The organism is Aequorivita sp. H23M31 (assembly GCF_004022485.1).
Lineage (GTDB): Bacteria > Bacteroidota > Bacteroidia > Flavobacteriales > Flavobacteriaceae > Aequorivita > Aequorivita ciconiae.
Window position 1 is genome coordinate 2,029,344 of record NZ_CP034951.1, and the last position, 24,570, is coordinate 2,053,913.

Consider the following 24,570-nt stretch of genomic DNA (forward strand, 5'->3'; position numbering starts at 1 on the left):
TTTATATTTGCACCCTCCAAACTACCAAAGTTGGAGAACAAGTACGGTTTTTCAAACTCTCTTGTTTATTAAAGCGGGCGTGGTGGAATTGGTAGACACGCCAGACTTAGGATCTGGTGCCGCGAGGTGTGGGAGTTCGAGTCTCCCCGCCCGCACTGAATAAAAAAGCTGACTTTTACGAGTCGGCTTTTTTTGTTTAATAGTGCCGAAATATCATTGGAGACGAGAAGTGCCGCTTTGAGAGCAGTTGAAATACCCACATTTTTATCAAAAAAAGTCCCTCCCAGAAGTTCGATTCTCTGAGTTTATCCTGAGCTTTTCGCCGAAGGACCCGCACTGAATAAAAAAGCTGAATTTTACGAGTCGGCTTTTTTTGTTTAATAGTGCCGAAATATCATTGGAGACGAGAAGTGCCGCTTTGGGAGCAGTTGAAATACCCACATTTTTATCAAAAAAATCCCTCCCAGAAGTTCGATTCTCTGAGTTTATCCTGAGCTTTTCGCCGAAGGACCCGCACTGAATAAAAAAGCTGACTTTTACGAGTCGGCTTTTTTTGTTTAATAGTGCCGAAATATCATTGGAGACGAGAAGTGCCGCTTTGAGAGCAGTTGAAATACCCACATTTTTATCAAAAAAAATCCCTCCCAGAAGTTCGATTCTCTGAGTTTATCCTGAGCTTTTCGCCGAAGGACCCAAACGTGAATAAAAAAGCTGACTTTTACGAGTCGGCTTTTTTTGTTCAATAGTGCCGAAATATCATTGGAGACGAGAAGTGCCGCTTTGAGAGCAGTTGAAATACCCCACATTTTGATCAAAAAAATCCCTCCCAGAAGTTCGATTCTCTGAGTTTATCCTGAGCTTTTCGACGAAGGATCCGCACGTAAATAAAAAAGCTGACTTTTACGAGTCGGCTTTTTTTGTTTAATAGTGCCGAAATATCATTGGAGACGAGAAGTGCCGCTTTGAGAGAAGTTGAAATCCCACATTTTTATCAAAAAAAGTCCCTCCCCAGAAGTTCGATTCTCTGAGTTTATCCTGAGCTTTTCGCCGAAGGACCCAAACGTGAATAAAAAAGCTGACTTTTACGAGTCGGCTTTTTTTGTTTAATAATGCCGAAATATCATTGGAGACGAGAAGTGCCGCTTTGAGAGCAGTTGAAATACCCACATTTTTATCAAAAAAAATCCCTCCCAGAAGTTCGATTCTCTGAGTTTATCCTGAGCTTTTCGCCGAAGGACCCAAACGTGAATAAAAAAGCTGACTTTTAGGAGTCGGCTTTTTTTGTTTAATAGTGCCGAAATATCATTGGAGACGAAAAGTGCCGCTTTGAGAGAGTTGAAATACCCCACATTTTTATCAAAAAAAATCCCTCCCAGAAGTTCGATTCTCTGAGTTTATCCTGAGCTTTTCGCCGAAGGACCCGCACTGAATAAAAAAGCTGACTTTTACGAGTCGGCTTTTTTTGTTTAATAGTGCCGAAATATCATTGGAGACGGGAAGTTCATTCTGAGCGGAGCAGATGATAGTCTCACGAGGGCCTAGACAACAACAAGTTCTCCAAAAAAACTAGCTTTTCACTCTAAGAATAATCTTGAAAACCCTCTCGTCTCCCGCTATCGTGGACTGAGGTATGACTCAGGAACACAGGCTGTTATATAATGCTGGATAGACTCCACTTTAACTAATATCTTTCTTCTCCTATCAGCTTTAAGGACGATACAATCAAATCCCTGAAGTGGCCCATAATTAATTTTCATTTCTGTTCCTTGGCAAGGCAAAACGCTTGTTAGGTCTATTTCTGAGATGTCAGCTATATCCAAAATCTGTTTTATCTGAACAATCTCCTTTTCCTGAACATGCGCATAATCAGCACCAAACCTGACATATTTAACTACTCCTTCAAGTGAAAGTGCTGTATAGAAATCGATCATAGAGTTTATCCAGACAAAAACATAATTCGGAAAGAGGGGTTTTTGGATTTTCTTTTTTCGATCACTCCAAATACTCATAGAGTCTACAAACGGGGAAAACACCTTTATGTTTTTCTCTTCCAAAAGGAATGCTACCTTTTTCTCATACCTATACCTCACATAAAGCACAAACCATTGAGGATATAAGCAGTTTTTCATGGAGAGAGGTCTTATTGTTTTAATAATTATTTAGGATATCTAGTATAACAGGTATCTGAATAATCAAAATAAAAAAAGAAAATTACTAAAATATTTGTTAAATAAAAAGTTTATCGTAGATTAGCATTTCTATTTGGATATTCCTTTCCAATTCTAAACTCTACCAGTTTCAGATCCAATAATTTGGGACTGATCGCGGCGAAGCCATACAATATTCTCAATTTCTGAGTACTTATCTTATTTGTTAACCTAAACTTATCATTATGCCAGTACAAACATCTTATCCCGGTGTATATGTTCAGGAAGTGCCAAGCGGCGTGCGAACCATTGCCGGCGTCAGTACTTCGGTTGCAGTGTTTATAGGACGAACACACACTGGACCTATTAACACACCGCTCTCCTGCTCGAGTTATACAGAATTCGTCAGAAAATTCTCTGAGAGCAATGAACATAGTGAGTTGGCCCTTTCCGTCAAACTATTCTTCTTAAATGGTGGAACTCAATGCTACGTAGTTCGAGTCGCCAACGGAGCTGTAGCATCCGCGGTTACCCTAAATAATGCTGATGGTGTTGGAGTATTGACCTTCACTGCCAAATCTCCCGGTCTTGAGGGTGAAAACATTCGTTTGAACGTGACCTACAACGGACAGCAACCCGAAGCTACTTTTAACTTAGAGATTTTTAAATGGCAAAAAAACAGTAGCGGACAACTGGTGAAATCTGCAGTTGAAGACTATAGAGGCTTGAGCATGGATCCTTTAAACGCCAAATTCGCTCCGATATATGTCAGTCAAAACTCATCCTTGGTAGACGTAGAACTTGCTGGAACAGCCCCAGCGGCAACCCCAGGCTATTCACAATCTGGTCGACCATTACCAAAATCCAAAACACCTTTTCAATCAGCCATGACTTCAGCATTTGCAAAAGGCACCAGTTTCAGGATAATCTCAAATGGGATTTCAGCAAACGTTGATCTTGAGGGTATAGACCTGACCGGGACCGTTGCTGGCATCATTACCGAAATGGAAGGAAGAATTAATGCAAATCTTCCTCTCACAAGTAAAATAGCCATAGACAAACCGGATGGACCAACTAACCCAGCTGCAACACTGCTTCTACGAATACGCTGTGATTCGGGAGATGTATTTATAGAACCCGCTTCAAGTAATGATATTGCCCGGAGCTTGATGCTAGGCACGGCTCAGGGAGGATTAGAGGTTAGCCGGTATTCAAATTCCAGGCCCCAAGCTAATGCAATGGTTTTAAAAATAAGCGACCTTGTAACTTTAGAGAATATAGCTAAAGATGCTTTTGATACTATTACAATCGATTCAACCAGTATTTCCTTAACTGGACCGTATAGCATAAATATAGGTTCTGATTTCATATATCAGGACAACTTGGATCCATTATTAAGTATTACCGGGAATAATGATGGTGTCAGGGAAAAATTTGCAATTATTGTTGATGCAATAAATAACGAAATGGCAAATAATCCGCTTTTTCGCTGGAATGCTCAGCTATGGGGTTCACGACTTGCCATAATTCCTACAGAGGGTGGGGATAATGCAATAGGCACATTGACCACCGGCGGAGTAGATATTGGGGGCAGTTTCGAGAAAAATGTCCGCTATTATAGCTTAGGAGCATCAGGCAACGGTCCATTTCAAGCTGACAAGATTCCTGGAAGTGATGGGAGCACACCCACACTCTCCGACTATACCAATACCTTTCCTATTATAGATCAGGAAGTTGATATTTTTAATCTGATGATCCTTCCTTCAGATGACGGTCATACACCAGAAACTCGAGCATCCCTTTGGGGTCCCTCAAGTATATTTTGCCAAGAAAAACGAGCCTTTTTACTAATGGATCCCCCAACTTCTTGGAAAGATCCACAAACCGCAACGAATCCCACAACCGGCGTCAATAGTTTAAGGATTGGACTCGTAAAGGATTATAGCGCCATTTTCTTTCCCAGGGTGACCATTAAGAACAATGGTTTGGATAGAAATATTGGCCCAAGCGGTGCAATTGCAGGATTAATGGCAAGAATTGATGGAAGCCGTGGTGTATGGAAAGCTCCTGCAGGAACAGAGGCTGATATAAGAGGAATTACGGGATTAGAGTATAGATTTTCCGACCGTGATAATGGGATATTAAATCCGAAAGCTATAAATACACTTCGGGTATTTCCCAATGGAATTGTAAACTGGGGTGCACGAACAATGGATGGTGATGATGATTTTGCGAGTGAATACAAATACATACCCATTCGCCGTACCGCTCTTTATATTGAAGAAAGTCTTTATCGAGGTCTTAAATGGGTAGTTTTTGAGCCCAACGATGAACCGCTGTGGGCACAAATAAGATTGAATGTAGGCGCATTTATGCACAATCTTTTCCGTCAAGGCGCTTTTCAGGGAACCAAGAAACAGGATGCATATTTTGTAAAATGCGACAATGAAACCACTACCCAAAACGACATCAACCTTGGTATCGTAAATGTATGGGTAGGTTTCGCTCCATTAAAACCAGCGGAATTCGTCATCCTATATCTACAACAAATGACCGGTCAAATTCAAGTTTAACTAAAAAAACATAATTATGGCAGTTCCACAATTTGTGGTCAATGCATATCGCTATGACCCATATAAGAATTTTAAATTCCGAATTCGTTGGGATGGCAAAGTCGTCGCTGGCGTAAGTAAAGTAAGCGGCCTGAAGCAATCCACAGAACCCGTAAAGCACCGTGAAGGTGGAGACCCAAGCAGTTCAAGGCTAACGCCAAGTGTTTGGAGTTTTGAACCTATAACTTTGGATAGAGGTGTTACCCACGATCCCGAATTTGAAAATTGGGCAAAAAAGGTGTGGAATGTGGAAGGCGATTCCATGATCTCTCTTAAAGACTTCCGAAAGGACATTATCATTGAGCTTCTAAATGAACAGGGAGTTGTGGCAAAAGCTTATAAAGTATATCGCTGCTGGGTTTCCACCTATCAGGCCCTTCCCGAATTGGATGCCGGAGGCAATGCGGTTGCCATAGAGCAAATGGTATTACAAAACGAAGGATGGGAACGCGATATGGAGGTTCCGGAGCCAACGCAAACTTAAGAGGTTCGTAAATGCACAAATCGGAGGCTTTATTTATTCCGTTAAGATGGACACCAAATACCCCGGCAATCCATTTAAGAAGTTTGAAAACCGCCGATGAAATGGACATCAAGAACACTGATACAAATAGTCTACTCCGCCTTCTTGATTCTTTAATCCAAAATTCACCGTCGGGAAAAGAAGTGCAAGCTTCACAAATAGTTACTGCTGACCGTGACAGAATAGTAGCCCATTTATATCTTCACATTTATGGCTCCAAGATAGAAAGCACTGTAAAATGTAAATCTTGTGAACAGAAATTTGATCTTGATTTTAATCTCGATCAACTCTTAGAGCACTATCAACCTACCGCCGAAACTCTTCCGAATGATGGGATTTATAAAATAGAGCCAAACATACAATTTCGATTGCCAAACGGGGAAGATGAAATATTTGTAGAAAATCTTTCGGCACAAGACGCAGAAACAAAACTATTAGAAAGATGTTTGATCGAAGGCGACCCGAAAATCGACCGCGAAAAGATTCAACAAAAAATGGCAGAACTGGCACCACTACTCAGCATGGATATGAAAGCAAATTGTCCAGAATGCGATCATACGCAGGAAGTTCGATTTGACATGCAACCTTTTTTTCTAACCAGACTTATGCAGGAAGGACCGCGCTTGGCAAAAGAAATACACGCTATTGCCTCTGTTTACCATTGGTCGCATCAGGAAATTATGAACCTTTCCCGAAACTCGAGAAAGCAGTATGCAGGGTTAATTTTTGAAATTTGAATACCATGAACTCCTATCTATCCATGATTGCGGAAAGGAACACGCAGATTGACAACATTCCTTTATCTCCTGTTAGTGGGAAACCAATGCCAATTATGGATTCATCCGATATGGGTGAAAATGAAATTTCCCGGGAAACGGAATTCATCAGACATAAGCCGGATCCATTTCAAACTATGGAAAACCCATCCATATCGCTTCCAAATTCCGAAGATGATATCAAATCAACATCAACCAATAATGAAAATAATAGTTTTTCGGAAATTGGAAATCCTGAGAACAACCCCCACTCTCTTCAACCTAACAAACCATCAATTGGAAACCTATCAAAAACCAGATCAAACGGGGATGGGAGAAGTGAAATTGTCTATTTTTCAAAACATGTGGAAAGGCAAAGTAATTTCAAAACTAAAACACCCATAAATATTGGTCCTGAAAACAAGGAAACTGAATATGAAAACCCTGTAAAGCTATTGGAAGATTCAAGCACTTCGGTTTCAATGGATAAAAACCCGGATTACAGCGAGCCAAGTAAAAATTTAGTGCCGAAAAAAGAAGGTAAAGAACAAGTCATATCTTCGGAAATAACTCCGAAACCGGAGTTTATCGATCCTAATTCAAACCATCAACACAGGACAGATAGTTTAATTCCCAAACGAGTAAAGAGAGAAAACATTCTTCCCAATTTGAAAGATAAAGAACCACTTCAAAATAAAAAGAACAATTCGGGCCCTACCCTTATTATCGGAAAAATCAGTGTCGAAATTGTACCTCCAGCAAACAAGGTTTCGCCAAAAATAATTACCAAAGTAGTATCCAGTCCATCAAATCAGGGTCAATCAAAATCAAATAAGCTGATTTTCGGATTGGGGCAAATGTAAATATGGAATACACTTCTTTAAAAGAGATCACTGGAAGTATTATTGAGATAATACAAGTTGCGGCGGATAATTCAGGTAATTGGAACCCAAAGTTAAAGGTTTTGCCCGAAATCTTACGCGATCAAAACAACGGCATAGGATTTTATTTGTTTCATACCCAGGAAAGCAATTATTATAAAAATTTTCCCGCTCCTGGAAATGATAGTCCACCGGTGAGTTTCACACCCATGGCATTGAATTTATTTTATCAATTATCGGCCAACAGCACAAAAGAAAATGACAAAAAAGACGTCTATGATGAGCAGGAAATGATGGCAGTGGCCATGAAGGCATTGCATGACAATTCCCATTTAAAAATTACATCATCAGGAAAAAAAATTAATCTGAAAATCACCCTTCAAACTCTGACACCGAGCGAGTCCGTTCAGTATTGGGCAGCTTCAGAATCATCGGTTCGGCTGTCGGCGTATTATGAAGTTTCGGTAGTGTTTCTTGAACCCCAAAAACCGTTATCGTATGCAGGAAGGGTATTGTCTTATGGCAACTTTGTATTTGTAAGAGGAGCACCCCAAATAACCTCAAGCGAAAGTATGGTAGAATACATCCTGCCTGGAGAAGTGGTCCCAAAAAATATTAAAATAAGTCCGGCCCAGGCTCCAATAAACAACACAATCAGTTTCCTTGGAACCGGGTTTAATGGAGGTTCTTTAAAAATATTGCTAATCAGTCCATTATGGCCTGAACCAGCAGTTGCAGATGCCGCTTGGTCTCCAACATTGATTTCAGAAAACCAGTTGGATTTGACGCTGCAACCAACAGCCAAACTGCTCCATAGCGGAAGTACGAGAAGCGTTATTCCCGGACTTTATGCTGCGCGGGTGAATTTGACCGAAATAAGGAGCTTACCAAATGGAACAGCGAAAACATTCGATCATATATCCAATCAATTTCCTTTTTCCGTAATGCCGCGTATAACTTCAATTTCAGACGAAAGTGGTGGCTTCTTTAAGGTTAAATGCGAAGTTTTCCAACATGCCGACATGACCCGTGACGACGTACAGATATATATTGGAGAAGAGATGCTCACATTATCCCCCTCGACTCCTTCTTCGGGTGGATTTCAGATTACAGACCCCACAACGGTTATGTTGAAAGTTCCCACTGGTTTACAACCTGGCAACGTACCCTTGCGAATTCTAATAAGAGGAATAGAATCAGAGCCAAAATGGATTTCAATACCATAAATTGAATAAAAAGAGCCATAGAATTGATCGATTTTATAGAAAATAATAATTCAAAGCATGTTGCCCTTGGCACACAGAATGTTCCCGGACTTGTATTGAAGAGAATACAATTACTTGCCCAAAGACGTATTGCCTGGTTACGTGAAATATGGACTGGGATTAGCGAAAAAAGCAATGGGGAATTCAATTCACATACCGAAGTGGATGGATATTTACATACCCAGGATATTCCAACCTTGGAAAAAGAGTGGTATGACCAAGATCCCGAGATGCAAAAAGTTTCCTTTTTATTAAATAAAACCGAGGAAATTCTGCATCGAAATAAGGAGTCCCGAATACATGTTTTGGCAGAACTTTTCAGCCTAAACCAACTGGAAACCGACATTCTGCATTTATGTTTGGCCCACTCCATAGATCCAAACCTGAGCAGGGTTTTTGCCTATTTGCAGGATAATTCGGCAAGGAATTACATAACCGATTCCCTTATAGCGAAATTGTTTGGCTACGGAAACTGGATCCTTCTGCCCGCCTCCTCTCCCATAAAGAAATGGAGATTGATAACCGAAACAACTTCATCCGCAGGAGAACCCACGAGAATTCAGTTGGATCCATATATCAAAAATTGGTTACTTGGGTTATATGGAATTGATGATGCCTTGATAGAATTTACCAGCCTTCAAGCTGTAAAAAAACCACTTTCCCAATGGCCTATTAAAGACGTGGTGGATAAATTTAAAAGAATGACGGCGAATCGGCCAGATAATAAATTGCGCATTTTCATTGAAGGACCCGATGGTTCGGGACGTAAAAGTTTTGCATCCATAATCGGTAAAGAGTTTGGAATGGAGGTACTTGCGATAAATGCAGACCGCGTATCAGAAAATCGTTGGCCAATGGTTTATATGCTGGCGCAACGTCAGGCCCTTCTTTCCAACAAAGCTATTTGTTGGTATGGCGAAACGATGCCTGAAAAATATTGGCCGGACAACATTTCATCATTTCATCTGCAGTTTGTAATTGGAGAATCTGATGAATCGCTTATAGCGAACAATCATTATTTAGACCTTCGGATTGCGCTTCCCGCCGTATCCTTTAACGAAAGGATTGCATTATGGAACAAATACGTTCCACATTCAGTTGAATGGCCCAAGGAAGAAAGGGAACAAATGGTTTTAAGGCATGAAACCACCGTGGGACAAATCGTGTGGATAGGGAAAAAAATGACCCCAACAATTGATGACGCGTATGAAGCTTTACGTTTGGATTCAGGTCGCAGATTGGGAAACCTCGCCCAACAAATGTCCAGTAATTTCACATTTACTGACCTTGTGCTTTCTGATTATACCAGAAAAGGAATTGAGGATTTTATTTTTGAAGCCACGGATAGAATTCAATTTTGGGAACAGCCTAATGCCAAAAGACTATTTCCCTACGGAAGAGGTCTGATAGGATTGTTTACCGGAAGTCCGGGCACCGGAAAGACAATGGCGGCCCAAGTAATTGCATCCGCTTTAAAACAGGAACTTTACCGCATTGATCTTTCAACTGTAATCAGCAAATATATTGGCGAAAGCTCAAAGAATATCGAACGCATTCTTTCAAGGGCAAAAAACATGAACGTGATACTGCTTTTTGATGAGGCCGACACTCTTTTTGGGAAAAGAACGGACATTAAGGATTCGCACGACCGTTATGCTAATTCCGACACCAATTATTTGCTGCAGGCAATCGAGTCCTATCCAGGAATTGTAATCCTAACAAGCAATAAAGAATCAAATATCGACACTGGCTTTACCAGGCGGTTAAGATTTGTACTCGAATTTCCGAAACCCGAGGCTTCACAGCGTTTGCTCATTTGGAAAAAGATCCTTGGGGAACTCACGGACAAGGATACACTAAAAAAACTTGAGAATGAATTGGTCAAACTTTCCACATTAATAGATATTACAGGAGCACAGATAAAACAGTCAATTTTGTCCGCCTTGTATAAATCAAGAAAAGAAAAATGCGACCTCAATATTTCCCATATCCTTGCCGGTCTGGAAAGAGAGATGGCAAAAGAAGGCAGGGGATTGGGCAAACAGGTGCAGCAAAGTTTTAGAGAGGTTGTATGATACAGATTGATGAATTGCAAATACGAATGCCCGACAATAATAAAAACGACGGCAATGAATTGGGAAGGCAGGTTGCCGAACGGCTTGCCAATGCAATTCCCGAAGATTACGGAAATCAGCACATTCCTGAATTAAACATACGGTGGCAAGGTGCTGCATCACACAGTATATCACAGATGGCCGACCATATTGTGGAACAAATTCTACAAGAAATAAAAAACGCAAAATTATAAAGAATGTATTCGCTTTCACATAAAAACAACCCAGCATCAAAACCCTTTACGCCAAAAAGCAAATTTCTTGTACAGCCAAAACTCACCATTAATACACCAGGTGACGTTTACGAGCAAGAGGCCGATGCCATGGCAGACAGAGTGATGCGGATGTCAGCCAATGAAACCATGCGCCAACCTGAGCCCACCACGGGGCTGATTGGCAAATCCCTCCAACGAAAATGCTCAAAATGCGAAGAGGAGGAAAAAAAGAAACCCATTATGCGCAAAGCTGAAAATGGTGCTATAGGCATACCTGTTTCATCGTCGTTTGCTTCTTCCCTGAATGCTTCCAAAGGCGGTGGCTCTCCTTTGCCCAGCGACACAAGGAATTTTATGGAACATGCGTTTAGCGTGGATTTTTCCCAAGTGCGTGTTCATACCAATAATCAAGCTTCTGAATTGAGCAAGGAAATTAATGCAAAAGCGTTTACAACCGGAAATAATATATATTTCAATGATGCCCAATATAACCCACAAACTGTTGAGGGGAAACATTTACTTATCCATGAGCTGACACACGTTGTCCAACAAAATCCTGAATTAACTTCAACCAAGATTCAAAAAAAATCTTCCAATATTATACAGAGAGTAATTACGGGAAGTGGAATCAAATTAGGATGTTCCACCATGGGCAGAGGATCTCGAACTTGTATTGGTAGCTGTAGAGCTGGTGATAATACTATAGGCACATGCTATTGGAATGTTTATAAAAGAGGTTGTGCTTGCCGATCGAATAAAGGAGCAGAGCCGGGACCAAGTGAAAGAACTGTGCCCTTTTGGGTTTATCTCTACGGAGGCGCTCTTACCTTAGCACTCATTGCATGTTTTGCCAGTGGTGTTTGTGAAGCCGCTGCGATCGTTGGGGCTGCTGGAGCGGCCGCCGCTGCTGGAATTATTTTGCTTCTCAAAAAGTCAGGCATCACAGTAACTGACGGTGATAACATCGCTTAAGAAAAACGAAATCAAAATTCTCTTTTTCATATGTCCATGTAATTAGAAATACCCGAATTAAATCCAATAAACTTATCTTGTGATTAACAATATTGTACATATAAAGCAAAATGGAATTGCCAGAAAGACCAGAACTTGGATTATAGCACTGTTCCGTTTCAAAGGTTAATGTGAACGATAAGAATGGTGGTGCTTAGGATTGATAAATCCATTTGGTTTACAATGTCTTAAGTGAACGAAAAAATGACAGTTTATTAAGCTTTACTTGATGACAAATAATCCTTTAATTCATAAAAAGATTTCTCTCAAGCCCCGTCACAATTTGGTACAACCAAAACTGGAGGTAAATAGTCCTGGTGATATCTATGAAAAGGAAGCTGATGCCATGGCAGATAGGGTGATGCGAATGCCCGCCATCGATACTACTCATCAGCCCCAACCCATAACAGGTCTTATTGGTAGATCTGTTCAGCGGAAATGTTCAAAATGCGAGGAGGAAGAAAGGAAGAAACCCATTATGCGTAAAGCTGAAAACGGTTCTGCGGATATAGCTGTTTCATCTTCGTTTGCTTCTTCTTTGAATGCGTCAAAAGGTGGTGGTTCGCCACTACCCAGCGAGACAAGGAATTTTATGGAAAATGCTTTTAGTACTGATTTTTCCGGTGTTCGGATACATGCTGATCAACAGGCTGGCGTAATGAATAATGACATTAAAGCTAGAGCATTTACTTATGGGAATGATATTTATTTCGGCAATGGCCAATTATCACCACATACTACACAAGGGAAAAGGTTAATTGCACATGAGTTGACCCATACATTGCAACAAACCACCAGAATTGCAAGAAAGTTTATACAAAGAACACCCAGTGCTGATGAATTGATAGAATTCAACCAGCAAGTTGCGGTCATTAGGTCGCATAGCGCTTATGCTGCTCTGCCAACTGCAACAAGACGCCTGATAAATCAAATTATTGCCATTGCAAGAACTCGTGATAATTGGCAATACTATCTAACTAATTTGTCGTTATTATTGAGCACACCCGACGCCCCACCTGTACCTGTGGTCCCATCCGACTCATCTTCCACTAGCAACCCTCGTTCTACTAGAGAAATGAACGAAACGGAAGTAAATGATTCTCTTTCATCTGAACGATCCAGGTTGTTTTATCCAGAAGGTAGCCTGGCAGTTAATAGCGAGGAAAATCAGACTACTTCACCCCCCAGAGTATGGAAGTTACATAGAGGTACTGGTGGAAAATATTATCGTGTTGATGCAAGAGACGCAGGAAATATTTTTGTAAAAATTAAAGTGAAATTAAGTGGTAGAAACGCCCAAGATATAGCAAATGTTCAGGAAATGGAAGATGGCATTGAAAAAAAATCGACAACATTTGGTTATATAGTAAATCTGGAATTTGTAAATACTGGGGGTAACGATGTTTTTAATGTTGGAGTTGACCTTTCCAAATGGACAACTTCCGGCAATTGGGCAAGTGGAGTTAACGCGCTCGCACATGAAATGCATCATCTAATGGGATTAGATGATAGATATAACTATATAGATGCCCATGCGGCGAATGCTGATATGGATATGACGGACAGGGTTTATTGGTTTAGACAGCAAATGAACAGAAGTGGTGCCATTAACGATGCTGATTCAATTATGAATGATCATGATGCGGGCAATATGCAAGCAGATGACATAGCTGGAGTAGCACATATTTCTGAAGCATCCGTTGTAACGGGTCAACAAGTCAGAAATGATTTAATCACGAACATCCGGAGAAAAGCCGCAATTAGGGTTTCAATTGCATATCTGAGAATAAATGGAACAAATCCACATTTTGACAGGTTCAGACAACTACAGTATGTTAGAGGATTAATTGCACCTGATATTGTAAATCTCGAGCAGATAGCAGAAATATTATCAAGAATGCTTTCAATAATTATGGGAGGGACAATAAATGTTGGCCCAGAAATAGACTCATGCACTAGCTGGGCAGCTTACGTAATTGGAAATAGAGTTCCGATTCATTTATGTAGCAGATTCTTTGCCCTTTCCGAAGAGCAGCAAATCAGGACTTTGATACACGAATCCGCTCATGCAGTTGGCATTGGACAGAGAATAGGTGAATCATACTTTCCATATTATGATTGTACCCCATCAACGGATGATAATTGGTCAGTAGCAGATGCTTGGGCAAGATACATTAATTGCAACAGTGGTCAAACACCTGATAGGGGTGAGCAAGTTACTGGTTCTCTTCATTCCGCTCATTAATGAAAGAAAATGATAAAAATTTCCACAACCTTGAAAGAAATAAAATAGGTCTTTCAGGTTTTGAACTAAGTTTCCAACAACTTCCTTTATAAATATATAATCTTACAATGTCCACCGGCTACTCCCGTTCACCTAAACTGTTAAAAGGAGCTCTTATCGAGTTCTCAGAGCGATTTATTGGCCCAATTCCAAATGTTATTGTATTCCAGTACAATCCGGAAACGATGACGCGAACCTTGGAAGTATGGAGCCAGAATGCTAGTGGAGAATCCTCGGCCGGTACAGAAACTTCGCATACTGCGCAACCCTTTGATCCGCCTGAAACCTTCAGTCTAGCTCTTGAACTGGATGCCACCGACGCTCTCGAAAAACCTGAAAGCCATCCCGTTGCATTTATTTCCGGGGTTGCTGATCGAATTGCTGCCATGGAAATGCTTCTATATCCGCAGGGTGATAGCTTATTAGGAGGATTGTTGGGTTCAATTTCAGGCTCACTAAGTGTAGGCTCAAGTGGTGGAAGTATTGGCGGTGGACTGGGCGGAGCATCCGGAGGAGTGCAACCTGTACCGCGTGGGACGGTACCGGTAGTAATGTTTGTTTGGGGACCCGGAAGAATTATACCCGTACGACTTACCTCTTTTTCGGTAGAGGAACTAGCCTACTCCCCACTTTTATATCCCATTAGAGCAAAAGTTTCTATTGGACTCAAAATTCTCACTCCAAAAGATTTCCCCAGTTGCTACCGAAAACTTAGTGAAGAACTCGCCATTACGGCATTTAAGTTTACGCGAAAACAAAAAGAAGTTTTGGCGGCAGCCAATATGGCCAATAGTGTTGAATCAATTCTTGGAATGCTTCCATTTTAATAAAATATCATGTTCACAGACAAAAGTCGCTATAAAAAGGTATCGCAATACGAAACCACTGATTCCAGAGGCAGAACGGTAAAAGTTGTGGCTACTCCAGCCCCATTGCAACAAAGTATCAGAGGATTTCACTTGTTGAAACAAGGTCAGCGTCCCGACCATCTAGCGGCTCTTTATCTAAACGATGCAGCAGCTTTTTGGCGTATAGCAGAAGCCAACGACTGTATGCTCCCAGAAGCACTTACAGAAAAATCTGAAATAGCCATTCCGAATAAAATCTAAAAAATGGGGTTAGACATTTTAATATGTGTTAATGATATTCCCAATCAAAACCTCACCCAAAATGTGAATAGCGTGGAGGTATATGAGAAAATAGATTCTAATACTTCCTATAAGTTAAATTTTGCCGTAGATATTTGTGATGGGGATATTGCTCAAAGCATTGAAACCGATACCGCTCCGGATACTATTTTGAGTGTAATGGCGAATGTTAATGATGCGTTGGTATGTCTGGTTAAGGGGCCAATTACCATGCAACAGACCCAACTTAAACATGGTGGCGCGGGCTCATCACTGCATATTGAAGGAGAGGATACCGGTCAGATGCTAGATCACGGCCCGGTTTTTCAGGTAACAGATTCGTCTACCGACTCGGATATTGCCTCCAATATCATAAGCAATCACTCAATGACTCCCAATGTGGAACCAACGCCTGAATCTACCCACGACGAAAACAACCACAGCCATGTTCAAAGGGAATCAGACCTTAACTTATTGAGAAGCTTGGCACGACGCAACGGATTTCATTTCTGGATAACCTATTCAAATAATGGAGAAGCTACCGGACATTTTAAACCAAGAAGTTTAGACTCAGAATCTGCAAACACCCTCATTATAAATAACGAGAACAATAATATCGAGCAGTTGCAGATAAGTTCAGATTCAACTCGCCCTTCAAGGACCGAAGGAAGACAAATTAATGTCAGGACATTGAGCATAATTGGTAACGGAACAACTTTGAACGATACCTCTCTAGGTTCCCACAGTTTGTCCGAAGCAAATGGAAGTTCACAGCAAACCATCCATTTAGCTCCCGTTGTTGATGATGCAGGCGCTTTATCAGCTAGGAGCTTAGGGGCGTTGAGAGATGCGCAATGGTTTATAAAAGCTACGGGGCAAACCAGTTTACATCAACTTTGTGATATAGTACGAGTGCATACAATTGTCAAAGTGGATGGAGCAGGAAGCAGACATAGTGGAAAATATTATGTTACCGGGGTGAAACATAAGATTGATTCCACCGCATATATAATGGAATTTGAACTGGAAAGAAATGCTTGGGGTAATTAATCATTTTAATAAGAATATGCTATAATATGGGTGATCAGTTAGCACAGCAGCTATTGGAATGGACGCGGAGTAAGTTTTTTGGAAAATACCGCGGACTGGTCGTGGATAACAATGACCCAACCCAAAGAGGCCGGGTAAAGGTCAAGGTTCCGGCAGTATTAAGCGATCTTGAGATTTGGGCTCTACCCTGTTTACCGTATACAGGAGATAATGTTGGAATTTATACTATTCCCGACGCAGATGCTGGAGTGTGGGTTGAATTTGAAGGTGGTAATCCTTCCTTTCCCATTTGGACAGGAGGCTTTTGGGCAGATGACCAATTACCCCGAAATGAAAAGAATGACGAACCTACTCCCTCCCTTCGTATGATGAGAAGTCAAAAAGGGTTAATGATAACCTTTAACGACGATACCGAAGTAATTACCATAAGTGATTCGGATGGAAATAATATAATGACCTTCGAATCACAAACAGGCAAAATAAAAATTCAGGCAAATTTAAAAGTGGTCGTGGAAGCTCCAGCTATCGAACTAGTTGAAAATGCCACCCATCCATTGGTTTTTGGAGATGACCTGATACAATATCTCAACCAGATGGTACAGACTTTTAATAGTCACATGCATCCCGGGGAACTGGCTGCCGGAGTACTGCCTGTTACCCCGATGATTCCTGTACCCCCAATGCCCCCAGCTACACCAAGTCTTTTATCTACAAAAGTAAAAACAGGATAAGTTCAATATTATGGCATTAAAATCGGGAACGAAAGGAACCAGTTCGGCCGTTTATCCGGGCAGTATGTCTGACGCTATGGCTCAGGCATTTAGGGAGGAATGGCCAACTGTTATGGGAGATGCGCCTGTTCCCGCCTCCAATGAACAAATGAACCTTATTTTCAGAGCGGTTTCCCAAGGGGTTATTAGACATCTTAAGCAAAATTGCTCTTCTATGAGGGTTGCCATAACCGTTACTATCGGTGGAAGTACCTACAATGGTACCGGAACGGTAAATGATATTGACATTACCTAAAACATCATCATTTAGAAATGAATAATCAAATCCATAGTATACGATATCCTTTTGCAATAGACGATGGATTCGGGAAACTGGCTGAAGAAAGAAGCTATGACCAGCATATAATCCAAATGATAAGGCAGGTATTGTTTACAAATCCGGGAGAGAGAATCAATCGTCCTGATTTTGGCTGTGGTATCCGTCGAATGGTTTTCGCCCCAAACAGTGATGTAAGCGCCAATCTTACCCAAGTAATAATTAACCAAGCTCTGCAAAAATATTTGGGAAACGTAATCGAGGTCAACGAAGTTAAGGTTGAGAGTATTGATGAAAGACTGGAAATCAATATTGTGTTTTTAATAAAGGCTACACAACAACGGAAATATTTAAATCTTGAGGTAACGTTATGAGCATAACCACAGACCGTAAAGCAGAGTTACTGGCACAAAGTAAAGTTACCGGTATCGACTTTATTTATGTTTATCCAGATCAAAAAACATTGGATATATATTTTTTAAGACCTGTAACCACCTTGGATGTCCCAATGCCTGACAGCTTACTGCCAAGTTCAATAATTATATATACCAGCACCAGCAAATTACCTCAGATCGAAATTGATGTTATTGATAGTTGGACCACAATAAATGATCAAGATGTTCTTAGGGTAAAAACCAAAACATCCGGAGATTTTTCTCTATATAACTTAATAATTTCTGATTCCAGAATTGACCCCTTTTTCAACGACATCTCTTTTAGTTTTAAGGCTAACTGTCCGAGCGACCTTGACTGCAAATTACGGGAACACGAATGTCCACCCGATGAACAAATTGATTTTCCTATAGATTACCTTGCTCGGGATTTTTGGAGTTTTCGCAGTGCACTTCTCGATTTTGCCTCTTTGCGCTACCCAGATTGGGCGGATAGATTGGAAGCTGATGCCGGTGTGATGATGGCTGAACTAATGAGTTCTCTAGGTGATGAAATGGCTTGTTATCAAGATCGGGTTAATAGAGAAGCTTATTTAGAAACTGCAACCCAACGTCGATCGGTAAGACGGCATGCTCGATTGATAGATTATAATATTACCGACGAACTTGGCGCCAAAGGCTGGCTTGATTTTACTGTGGCATCTGGCAATAAAATTATTCCAGCTGGCACAAATGTCTTTAGCTTAAGTGATGACAATACCCGAATTGATTTTGAAGTAGGACAAGGATTAATTGAAACGATTCGGGGTAAAACTTATTCCGTATCCGACCAATCGAATGAGTTCTCACCACATTTATGGGACGAGAATGACACTTGCCTAAGTGTCGGCACCACGGAACTATATATTGAGGGACATCAGAAATCCGCACTTGCCTTTGATGATTTCCCTCCAGGAAAGCCTTCCGGCAAATGGATTTTGATCAAGACAAATCCTATAAACCCGGCACAGCCTCAGAGGTCCCAGATAGTCAGATTAATTGAGGTAACAGAAACTGTTGATCCTGTATTTAATTCAGACATCACCCACTTGATATGGGAAGAAGATGGCGCCCTAAAAAATGAATTCGAACTTACTATTCTTTCAATAAGAGGTAACATGGTTCCAGCTACTGCCGGCAAAACCTATGATGCTTATTTTATTGTAAAGGATCCTCTTGCATGCCTTTCTCCTGAACAATTAATTGCTTTTCCGCAGACACTCTTAGGGGAAACAGTAAATCGACAAGGACATGATAATAAAGATACCTATCTGTTCACCTTACCTAATTCCCAATCTCAGCCATTGGTCTATTTGGAAGATCTGGAAACTAATACCCCAAGGCCAGAAATCAGTTTGGAGGAGGTTGTTTTTGACACACTGAGCAATTCTTGGATATCCAAACCATTTTCCAAACCATGGGAGTATAACCGGGCAATGGTAGGTGTTCATTCCGCAAAATCTCTGGATAACCAATTCACTTTAGACGACGGCTCTTGGCAACGAGTTGTGGGATATCAAAGAATTGGGAAGGAGTTCGTCCATGAGGATTACAGTAACGATAAAGGAAGCACAATCCGTTTTGGTGATGGGGAATTTGGGAGACGACCAGCTGAAGGAAATGTTTTTAAAGTCCAATACCGATTGGGTGGCCCGAAACAAAGTAATGTCGCTGAAAAAACCCTTAAGTATATTCCTACCATTTCCGATGTGACAGTTACCAACCCATTACCAACATCGGGAGGCTCGGATGCTGAAACCATCGATCAAGTTAAACAGTTGGCACCTGAAGCTTTCCGGGCAATTGCTTATAGAGCGGTAAGACCCGAGGATTATTCGGAAGCAGCGGAAAGATTGCCCTGGGTACAAAAAGCAGGATCGGTTTCTAGATGGACGGGAAGTTGGCTAACCACCTTCACGACACCCGACTCAAAAGAAACGGTTACTCTCAAAGAAGATAAACGTCTTGATCTTGTCAATCAATTAAACCGTTTCCGACAAGCTGGTCGTGAGGTAAATGTCCTTGACCCTATCTATGCGGACATCGATCTAGAAATTAAAATTTGTATTTCAGAAAATTCGTATGCCGGTCAAGTGAAAGAAAGAGTCTATAATGCCCTCTTCGGCAAAACTGGCTTCCGATCCATTATAGGGTATTTTTCTCCAGAGCGATTTACATTCGGAACACCATTAGAACGCTCAACTCTTGAGGCTGCCATCCAAGAAGTTTCTGGCGTAAAAGCTGTGGAAAAGATTTATTTCCGAAGAAGAGGATGGTTCAAGAGCAGGAAATTTTCTGAAATGAGTTATGATCCTGGAAAAGATGCTATCATCCGGGTATCAAATAATCCCTTGCATCCAGAGCAGGGGACGCTTAAACTTTATACACACGGCGGATTATGAGCTGTATTAATTGTTTAGATAAAGATAAAGTAGAGATCACACGATTTCCTTGTGCGTGCGATGGATTTGTTCATCCACCCCAGCAGAATATTGGGGCGGGATTAAATAAACTACCCCGCCAAATCGCCACCTTCCCTGAGTTTAGAAGAGCATTATTAAAGGATATTAGTACCGAACAAGTGGAAATGATAGACGCCAATAATATGCTGGTTAAAATTGTACCGCTTGCAAAATGGCGAGCCACCGGCAAGGGGGATTTTGGAGTAATGCTTTTGGAAATGTGGGCCTATATCTGCGATTCGCTTTCATTTTATGATGAAGTAATTGCGAACGAGACCTATCTTAGAACAAATTCCTTGAAACCCAATCTCCGTAGACTATTGGCATTGCTCGGGTATTTACCTAGACCGGCAGTAAGCTCCTTCATTGAATTAGCTGCTATCGCCGATGGTAGATTACAGATAAAATTACCTTCGGGTACCGCTTTTCGCTCAGGAGCATTCGAAGGAAATCCTCCCCAAGTGTTTGAATTGACAGAAGACACCCTAATTCATCCCTTTATCAACCAGATGACTATTGCCCCCCAACATAAGGAAACTATTTCAGAGAATAATCCAAGTTCACTGTTGATAAAATTAAAATCCGAGATAAAAGAAGACGATCTGTTGTTGCTCATAAATAAAGCAGATGCCGCCCAAAATGCAGTGGTAACTGTAGACAAGATCGAAAAAATTACAGGAATTGATGGCAAAAAATACGACAGAATTAATTTTCAATATAGAAGCGCCTTGCACGAAGGAGCAAATTTACAAAATCTAAAATTGTACAAACCCAAACTAAGTGCTGGTCTGTGGACAATTAGCGAAAAGAAAAAATCCCTTGCTGATCAATCTCTAACTCTAAATATCTTAACTACACAGATAAATCCTGGGGATTACATTTTGATTGTTTTCGGAATTGAAAAGAGATGGTTCATAGTAAAATCGCTTAGGGAAGTTTCAAAATCAGCACTTCCCGCAAATAATGTCACTATTAACGGAATTAATTTTAACCTTCCCGGTATTACTACTCCGGTTACAGAACTTACCCTAGATGCTCCTATTAATTCCAGAAAACATGGTGTAGAAGATTGGGATGAAAGTCAGGTTACTGGCATCAAAGTTTATTTTGGAATGCAGGAGGTTGCATCCATTATTGATGAACCTAATAAGTTTTTAACACTAACCGATTCATTAAAGTTTGAAAACAAAATAGAAATGCCCCTCGAAGATTACGATCCAAAAAAATTTCTTTTACAGGACAAAAATACTCTCGGTATAAGTGTCAGTGGACATATTTCATATACCGAAAATGCACTCAGCATTGATTCTTCACCTTCCAGTGATAGCTTACTGACCCAACCGGTAGATGTTTATGGGAATGTGATTACCGCTTCCCGCGGAGAATCGGTAAAAAATGAAAAAATGGGCAGTGGCAACGCCTCAACACCCAATCAAACGTTTAAATTAAAAAAGAAACCCCTCTCCTATTATCCGTCAGCCACGGTGGGCAATGACCAGTCTGTAAAAAACACATTAACTATTTATGTAAATGGAATTCTTTGGAAGGAGGTAAACAGTTTTTTTGGAAGAAATGAAAATGACCAAGTTTATATCGTCAGACAAAATGACGAGGGAGAATCCGTTGTTACATTTGGGGATGGAATAAGAGGTCAAAGAGTACCAACGGGAATTGACAACATTGTTTGTAATTACCGTTTTGGGGCAGAGGCTGCCAGTCCTCCAGCTGGATCAGTAAGTCAGATATCCAAACCTGTAAAAGGATTGCGCAGTGTAAAGAACATCCTTCCAGCCTTTGGTGGGGCAGGCCCAGAAGAGGCTGAGGAAATGCGTAAATATGCGCCCCAATCTGTATTAATTCTCGGTCGGGTAGTTTCTATGAAGGACATGGAAGCCCTAACCGCTTCCTACCCTTCAGTAAGAGGGGTACAAACTGAATGGCGATGGGACTTAAATAAGCAACGTGCAACGGCTCATATATTTTATATCGGTGATGCGGGTATTCAAATTGATTTATCAAAACGTATCCGAAGTATGGCCGATCCCACAACCCCCATTACAATTGAAAAAGCTTCATCCATCCCTATACTTATTTCAGTGGAAATCAAAGTAGATCCGCGATATCTTGAAGAAGATATAATTAAAGCCTTGCGCACACATCTCACCAATACTGATACCGGCATACTCTCTCCAGAAAATATTGGAATTGGTAAACCACTATTCAGAAGTAAAATTTTTGAAGAAATCTTAGACATTGAAGGAATAGAATCCGTTCAGAATTTGCAATTAAACGGAAGCAATTTCTCCGAACCCGGCGTAGTTCCCGGCACAGGTCGCTTCTTTGATATTGAAAAAGGTGAACTACTTATTAATGGCGAATAAAAAGTGATTAAAAATGGCTAACGATCATTTTGAAGAATATTATGCCGAGAAGTTATGGGAAACTATTCCTTCAATTTATCGGCACGAAGATGGAATAGCCCAAGAACCTGGGGTATTGCGAGCACTTGTCCAAGTAATTGCAAGACAGGCCGCAATTCTCAGGCGAAGCCAGGATAGCTTATGGGACGACCAGTTTATTGAGCTATGTGACGAATGGGCCGTTCCCTATATAGGCGAACTTTTGGCCACCCGTTTACTGTCGGAACAAAACAAAAGAGGCCGCCGAATAGATGTCGCCAAAACAATTTATTATAGAAGAAGAAAGGGTACGCCCCGTGTGTTGGAAGAGCTGATCAGTGATATAAGTGGTTGGGAAGGCAAAATGGTTGAGCAATTCCAAAAAATTGTCCGATCAAGACATGGTCTCGATGCCAAACCTCAAACTCACGCTGGTAAATTTTCCGGAACTCTGCCGGGAGGGTGTGCAGATCTACGCAATCCGCGAGCAAGCGAATTAATAAACGGACCTTTTGAGGAATTCTTTCACATCCCGGATTTCCGCCGCCATCGTGGGTTAGCCGGTCGGTATTCCATTCCAAAGCTGGCATTTTATCTGTATCGTATTACCGTTTATGAGGCGATAGATGTTACTCCATTTTCTCTTGGTGACGGGAAGGGATTTAGCTTCGATCCCTCGGGCAGAGACATCCCACTTTTCAGTAAGGCTAGTATGTACAGTGACTGGAACCGATGGCGTCCCGCAACCGAACCGGAACTTGCTGCTCCCATTCGCTGTCGCTTATTGGGTCATGCAACCTACTTCATAACAGAAGCAATAATCCAACAACTAATTGATTTACCAACCCCAATTAGTGAATCGGCAGCAATTGAACTTCGCCAGATTTCAGGTCTGGTATTTAAAAACGACACCAGCCTTTTGCAACTGATAGGTACTTTTTCTAACAGTGCCGAAATCTTAGATCCCTTAGTCCTACTTCCATTGTTATCACTCGCGCTGATGGAGGATTGTGGAAAAAGTGTTTTGTTTCCAGATAAAGAAAGTGTTTTAAGCAATCCTTTAGATTTAAATTCTATTCTGGTAGGATTCAAGGAACCCTTTAATGAAGTCATCACTTCGGAAAGAATTTCTTCTGGAAATCTTCTTAATTGGACAACAGCAAGCGGAAAGGATCTAATCATTGATCCCGAAAATGGCCGATTCCTATTTCACACCCCTCCCGAAGAACTGGGAAAAATTTATATAGCATACTATTATGGTTTTTCAGGACCGATTGGTGCAGGAAGTTATGAACGACCATGGATACTTAATTCCTTACCTGATATTAAAAAAACAAATGGAGGACCCCTAATTGCAACTGATCTTTTAAACGACGGTATAACCCAAATCGAGGATAGTAAAACCTATGGCCCCATTTCCTCAAAAATGGCCATTGTGCAAATGGGTATTCAAGCTGTGAACAAACAAAGACCTTATCTCCGCTTGGAAAGCACCCTAACGCTCGGCACAGGAACAAATAAAAACTCCCAAATTACTTTTGACGGTTTGTGGATTGGCTCAAAAGGTGACAAAGTTGCGGAAATTATTCTAAAAGGAAATTTTAAATGTGTGATTATTAAAAATTGCACACTAGATCCCGGTGGAAGTAAAAACATTAAGGACGAACAATTGTTTCCTGTTAAATTAATTGTAGACGGGTACGTCGAAAATCTATGTATTGAATCGAGTATTATCGGACCTGTCCATCTTAGTAATCATGGATATATAGAAGAAACTAGCATTCGCGATTCAATAATTCAATCTGTGGATTCTACAATAAATGCACTTGAGGTCAAAACTGGAAAAACAAATATTGAACGATCTACGATTTTTGGAAGTATCGACGTTCATCGCCTATATGCCACGGAGGTTATAATTACATCCGAATCAAATGTTACCGACACACAAAACGGATGTTTTAGATTTGGCGCTGCTCCCCAGTCCAGCAGACTGCCACATCCTTTTGAAAGTTTTTTATTTGAATTTGACACCCATCACTGGTTTACCTCCCGCAAATTTGGGAATCCCGCCTACGGCCAACTAAGTGACACTGCTCCCACTGTCTTAAAAAATGGGGCAGAAAATGGTTCTGAAATGGGAGCATTTAGCACTCTTTTAAATCCTATCAAATTTGATGGCTTAAAAACCAAAATTGAAGAATACATGCCTTTTGGGCTTATCCCGATTTATATTCACAATACTTAATT

The 24,570-nt window shown here is 40.9% G+C and carries 19 protein-coding genes and 1 tRNA gene; 19 read left to right on the forward strand and 1 reads right to left on the reverse strand.

The genetic code is table 11. The features are described from left to right. The first annotated feature begins 73 nt into the window (after positions 1-73). Positions 74-155: transfer RNA gene (locus tag EI546_RS08880), tRNA-Leu, on the forward strand. 1,458 nt (positions 156-1,613) lie between these two features. Here EI546_RS08880 and EI546_RS08885 read toward each other — a convergent pair. Next, complete coding sequence (locus EI546_RS08885) at positions 1,614-2,129, reverse strand: UpxY family transcription antiterminator (RefSeq protein WP_128250207.1); 516 nt, start codon at positions 2,127-2,129, stop codon at positions 1,614-1,616. A gap of 263 nt (positions 2,130-2,392) precedes the next feature. Between EI546_RS08885 and EI546_RS08895 the strand changes: the two genes are divergently transcribed. The 18 genes from EI546_RS08895 (at position 2,393) to EI546_RS08980 (ending at position 24,568) form a co-directional block, all read left to right on the forward strand. Continuing rightward, positions 2,393-4,720 (forward strand): phage tail sheath C-terminal domain-containing protein, encoded by a 2,328-nt coding sequence (locus tag EI546_RS08895; RefSeq protein WP_205649729.1) that lies wholly within the window; start codon positions 2,393-2,395, stop codon positions 4,718-4,720. A 16-nt stretch (positions 4,721-4,736) separates the two neighbouring features. Beyond that, a complete protein-coding gene (locus EI546_RS08900; RefSeq protein ID WP_128250208.1) occupies positions 4,737-5,243 on the forward strand; it encodes a phage tail protein in 507 nt (168 codons plus the stop codon). A gap of 11 nt (positions 5,244-5,254) precedes the next feature. Then, positions 5,255-6,019 (forward strand): T4 family baseplate hub assembly chaperone, encoded by a 765-nt coding sequence (locus EI546_RS08905; protein ID WP_128250209.1) that lies wholly within the window; start codon positions 5,255-5,257, stop codon positions 6,017-6,019. 5 nt (positions 6,020-6,024) lie between these two features. Continuing rightward, positions 6,025-6,900: a hypothetical protein gene (locus EI546_RS08910; RefSeq protein WP_128250210.1), complete on the forward strand. Its 876-nt coding sequence runs from the start codon at positions 6,025-6,027 to the stop codon at positions 6,898-6,900. A 2-nt stretch (positions 6,901-6,902) separates the two neighbouring features. Beyond that, positions 6,903-8,144 (forward strand): Pvc16 family protein, encoded by a 1,242-nt coding sequence (locus EI546_RS08915; RefSeq protein WP_128250211.1) that lies wholly within the window; start codon positions 6,903-6,905, stop codon positions 8,142-8,144. A 23-nt stretch (positions 8,145-8,167) separates the two neighbouring features. Beyond that, positions 8,168-10,258, forward strand: a complete 2,091-nt coding sequence (locus EI546_RS08920; protein ID WP_128250212.1) for an ATP-binding protein — start codon at positions 8,168-8,170, stop codon at positions 10,256-10,258. After that, positions 10,255-10,491, forward strand: a complete 237-nt coding sequence (locus EI546_RS08925; RefSeq protein ID WP_128250213.1) for a hypothetical protein — start codon at positions 10,255-10,257, stop codon at positions 10,489-10,491. The genes EI546_RS08920 and EI546_RS08925 overlap by 4 nt, the downstream gene beginning before the upstream one ends. A 3-nt stretch (positions 10,492-10,494) precedes the next feature. Next, the gene (locus tag EI546_RS08930; protein WP_128250214.1) at positions 10,495-11,484 is read left to right on the forward strand and encodes an eCIS core domain-containing protein; all 990 of its coding nucleotides are present in this window, start codon (positions 10,495-10,497) and stop codon (positions 11,482-11,484) included. 322 nt (positions 11,485-11,806) lie between these two features. Continuing rightward, on the forward strand, positions 11,807-13,768 hold the full coding sequence (locus EI546_RS08935) for an eCIS core domain-containing protein (protein WP_164905206.1): 1,962 nt from the start codon (positions 11,807-11,809) through the stop codon (positions 13,766-13,768). A gap of 107 nt (positions 13,769-13,875) precedes the next feature. Continuing rightward, the gene (locus EI546_RS08940; RefSeq protein WP_128250216.1) at positions 13,876-14,634 is read left to right on the forward strand and encodes a hypothetical protein; all 759 of its coding nucleotides are present in this window, start codon (positions 13,876-13,878) and stop codon (positions 14,632-14,634) included. 9 nt (positions 14,635-14,643) lie between these two features. After that, positions 14,644-14,916, forward strand: a complete 273-nt coding sequence (locus EI546_RS08945; RefSeq protein WP_128250217.1) for a hypothetical protein — start codon at positions 14,644-14,646, stop codon at positions 14,914-14,916. 3 nt (positions 14,917-14,919) lie between these two features. Continuing rightward, a complete protein-coding gene (locus EI546_RS08950) occupies positions 14,920-15,984 on the forward strand; it encodes a phage late control D family protein (RefSeq protein WP_128250218.1) in 1,065 nt (354 codons plus the stop codon). A 26-nt stretch (positions 15,985-16,010) separates the two neighbouring features. Then, positions 16,011-16,715: a phage baseplate assembly protein V gene (locus EI546_RS08955; RefSeq protein ID WP_128250219.1), complete on the forward strand. Its 705-nt coding sequence runs from the start codon at positions 16,011-16,013 to the stop codon at positions 16,713-16,715. A 10-nt stretch (positions 16,716-16,725) separates the two neighbouring features. After that, positions 16,726-17,010, forward strand: coding sequence for a hypothetical protein (locus EI546_RS08960; RefSeq protein ID WP_128250220.1), 285 nt, complete (start codon positions 16,726-16,728; stop codon positions 17,008-17,010). A gap of 17 nt (positions 17,011-17,027) precedes the next feature. Next, the gene (locus EI546_RS08965; RefSeq protein ID WP_128250221.1) at positions 17,028-17,405 is read left to right on the forward strand and encodes a GPW/gp25 family protein; all 378 of its coding nucleotides are present in this window, start codon (positions 17,028-17,030) and stop codon (positions 17,403-17,405) included. Then, entirely contained in the window at positions 17,402-19,864 is a 2,463-nt protein-coding gene (locus EI546_RS08970) for a baseplate J/gp47 family protein (protein ID WP_128250222.1), read from the forward strand. Before EI546_RS08965 ends, EI546_RS08970 begins: the two co-directional genes overlap by 4 nt. Continuing rightward, positions 19,861-22,305: a baseplate J/gp47 family protein gene (locus EI546_RS08975; protein WP_128250223.1), complete on the forward strand. Its 2,445-nt coding sequence runs from the start codon at positions 19,861-19,863 to the stop codon at positions 22,303-22,305. Before EI546_RS08970 ends, EI546_RS08975 begins: the two co-directional genes overlap by 4 nt. A gap of 13 nt (positions 22,306-22,318) precedes the next feature. Then, the gene (locus EI546_RS08980; RefSeq protein WP_128250224.1) at positions 22,319-24,568 is read left to right on the forward strand and encodes a hypothetical protein; all 2,250 of its coding nucleotides are present in this window, start codon (positions 22,319-22,321) and stop codon (positions 24,566-24,568) included. Positions 24,569-24,570 lie beyond the last annotated feature (2 nt).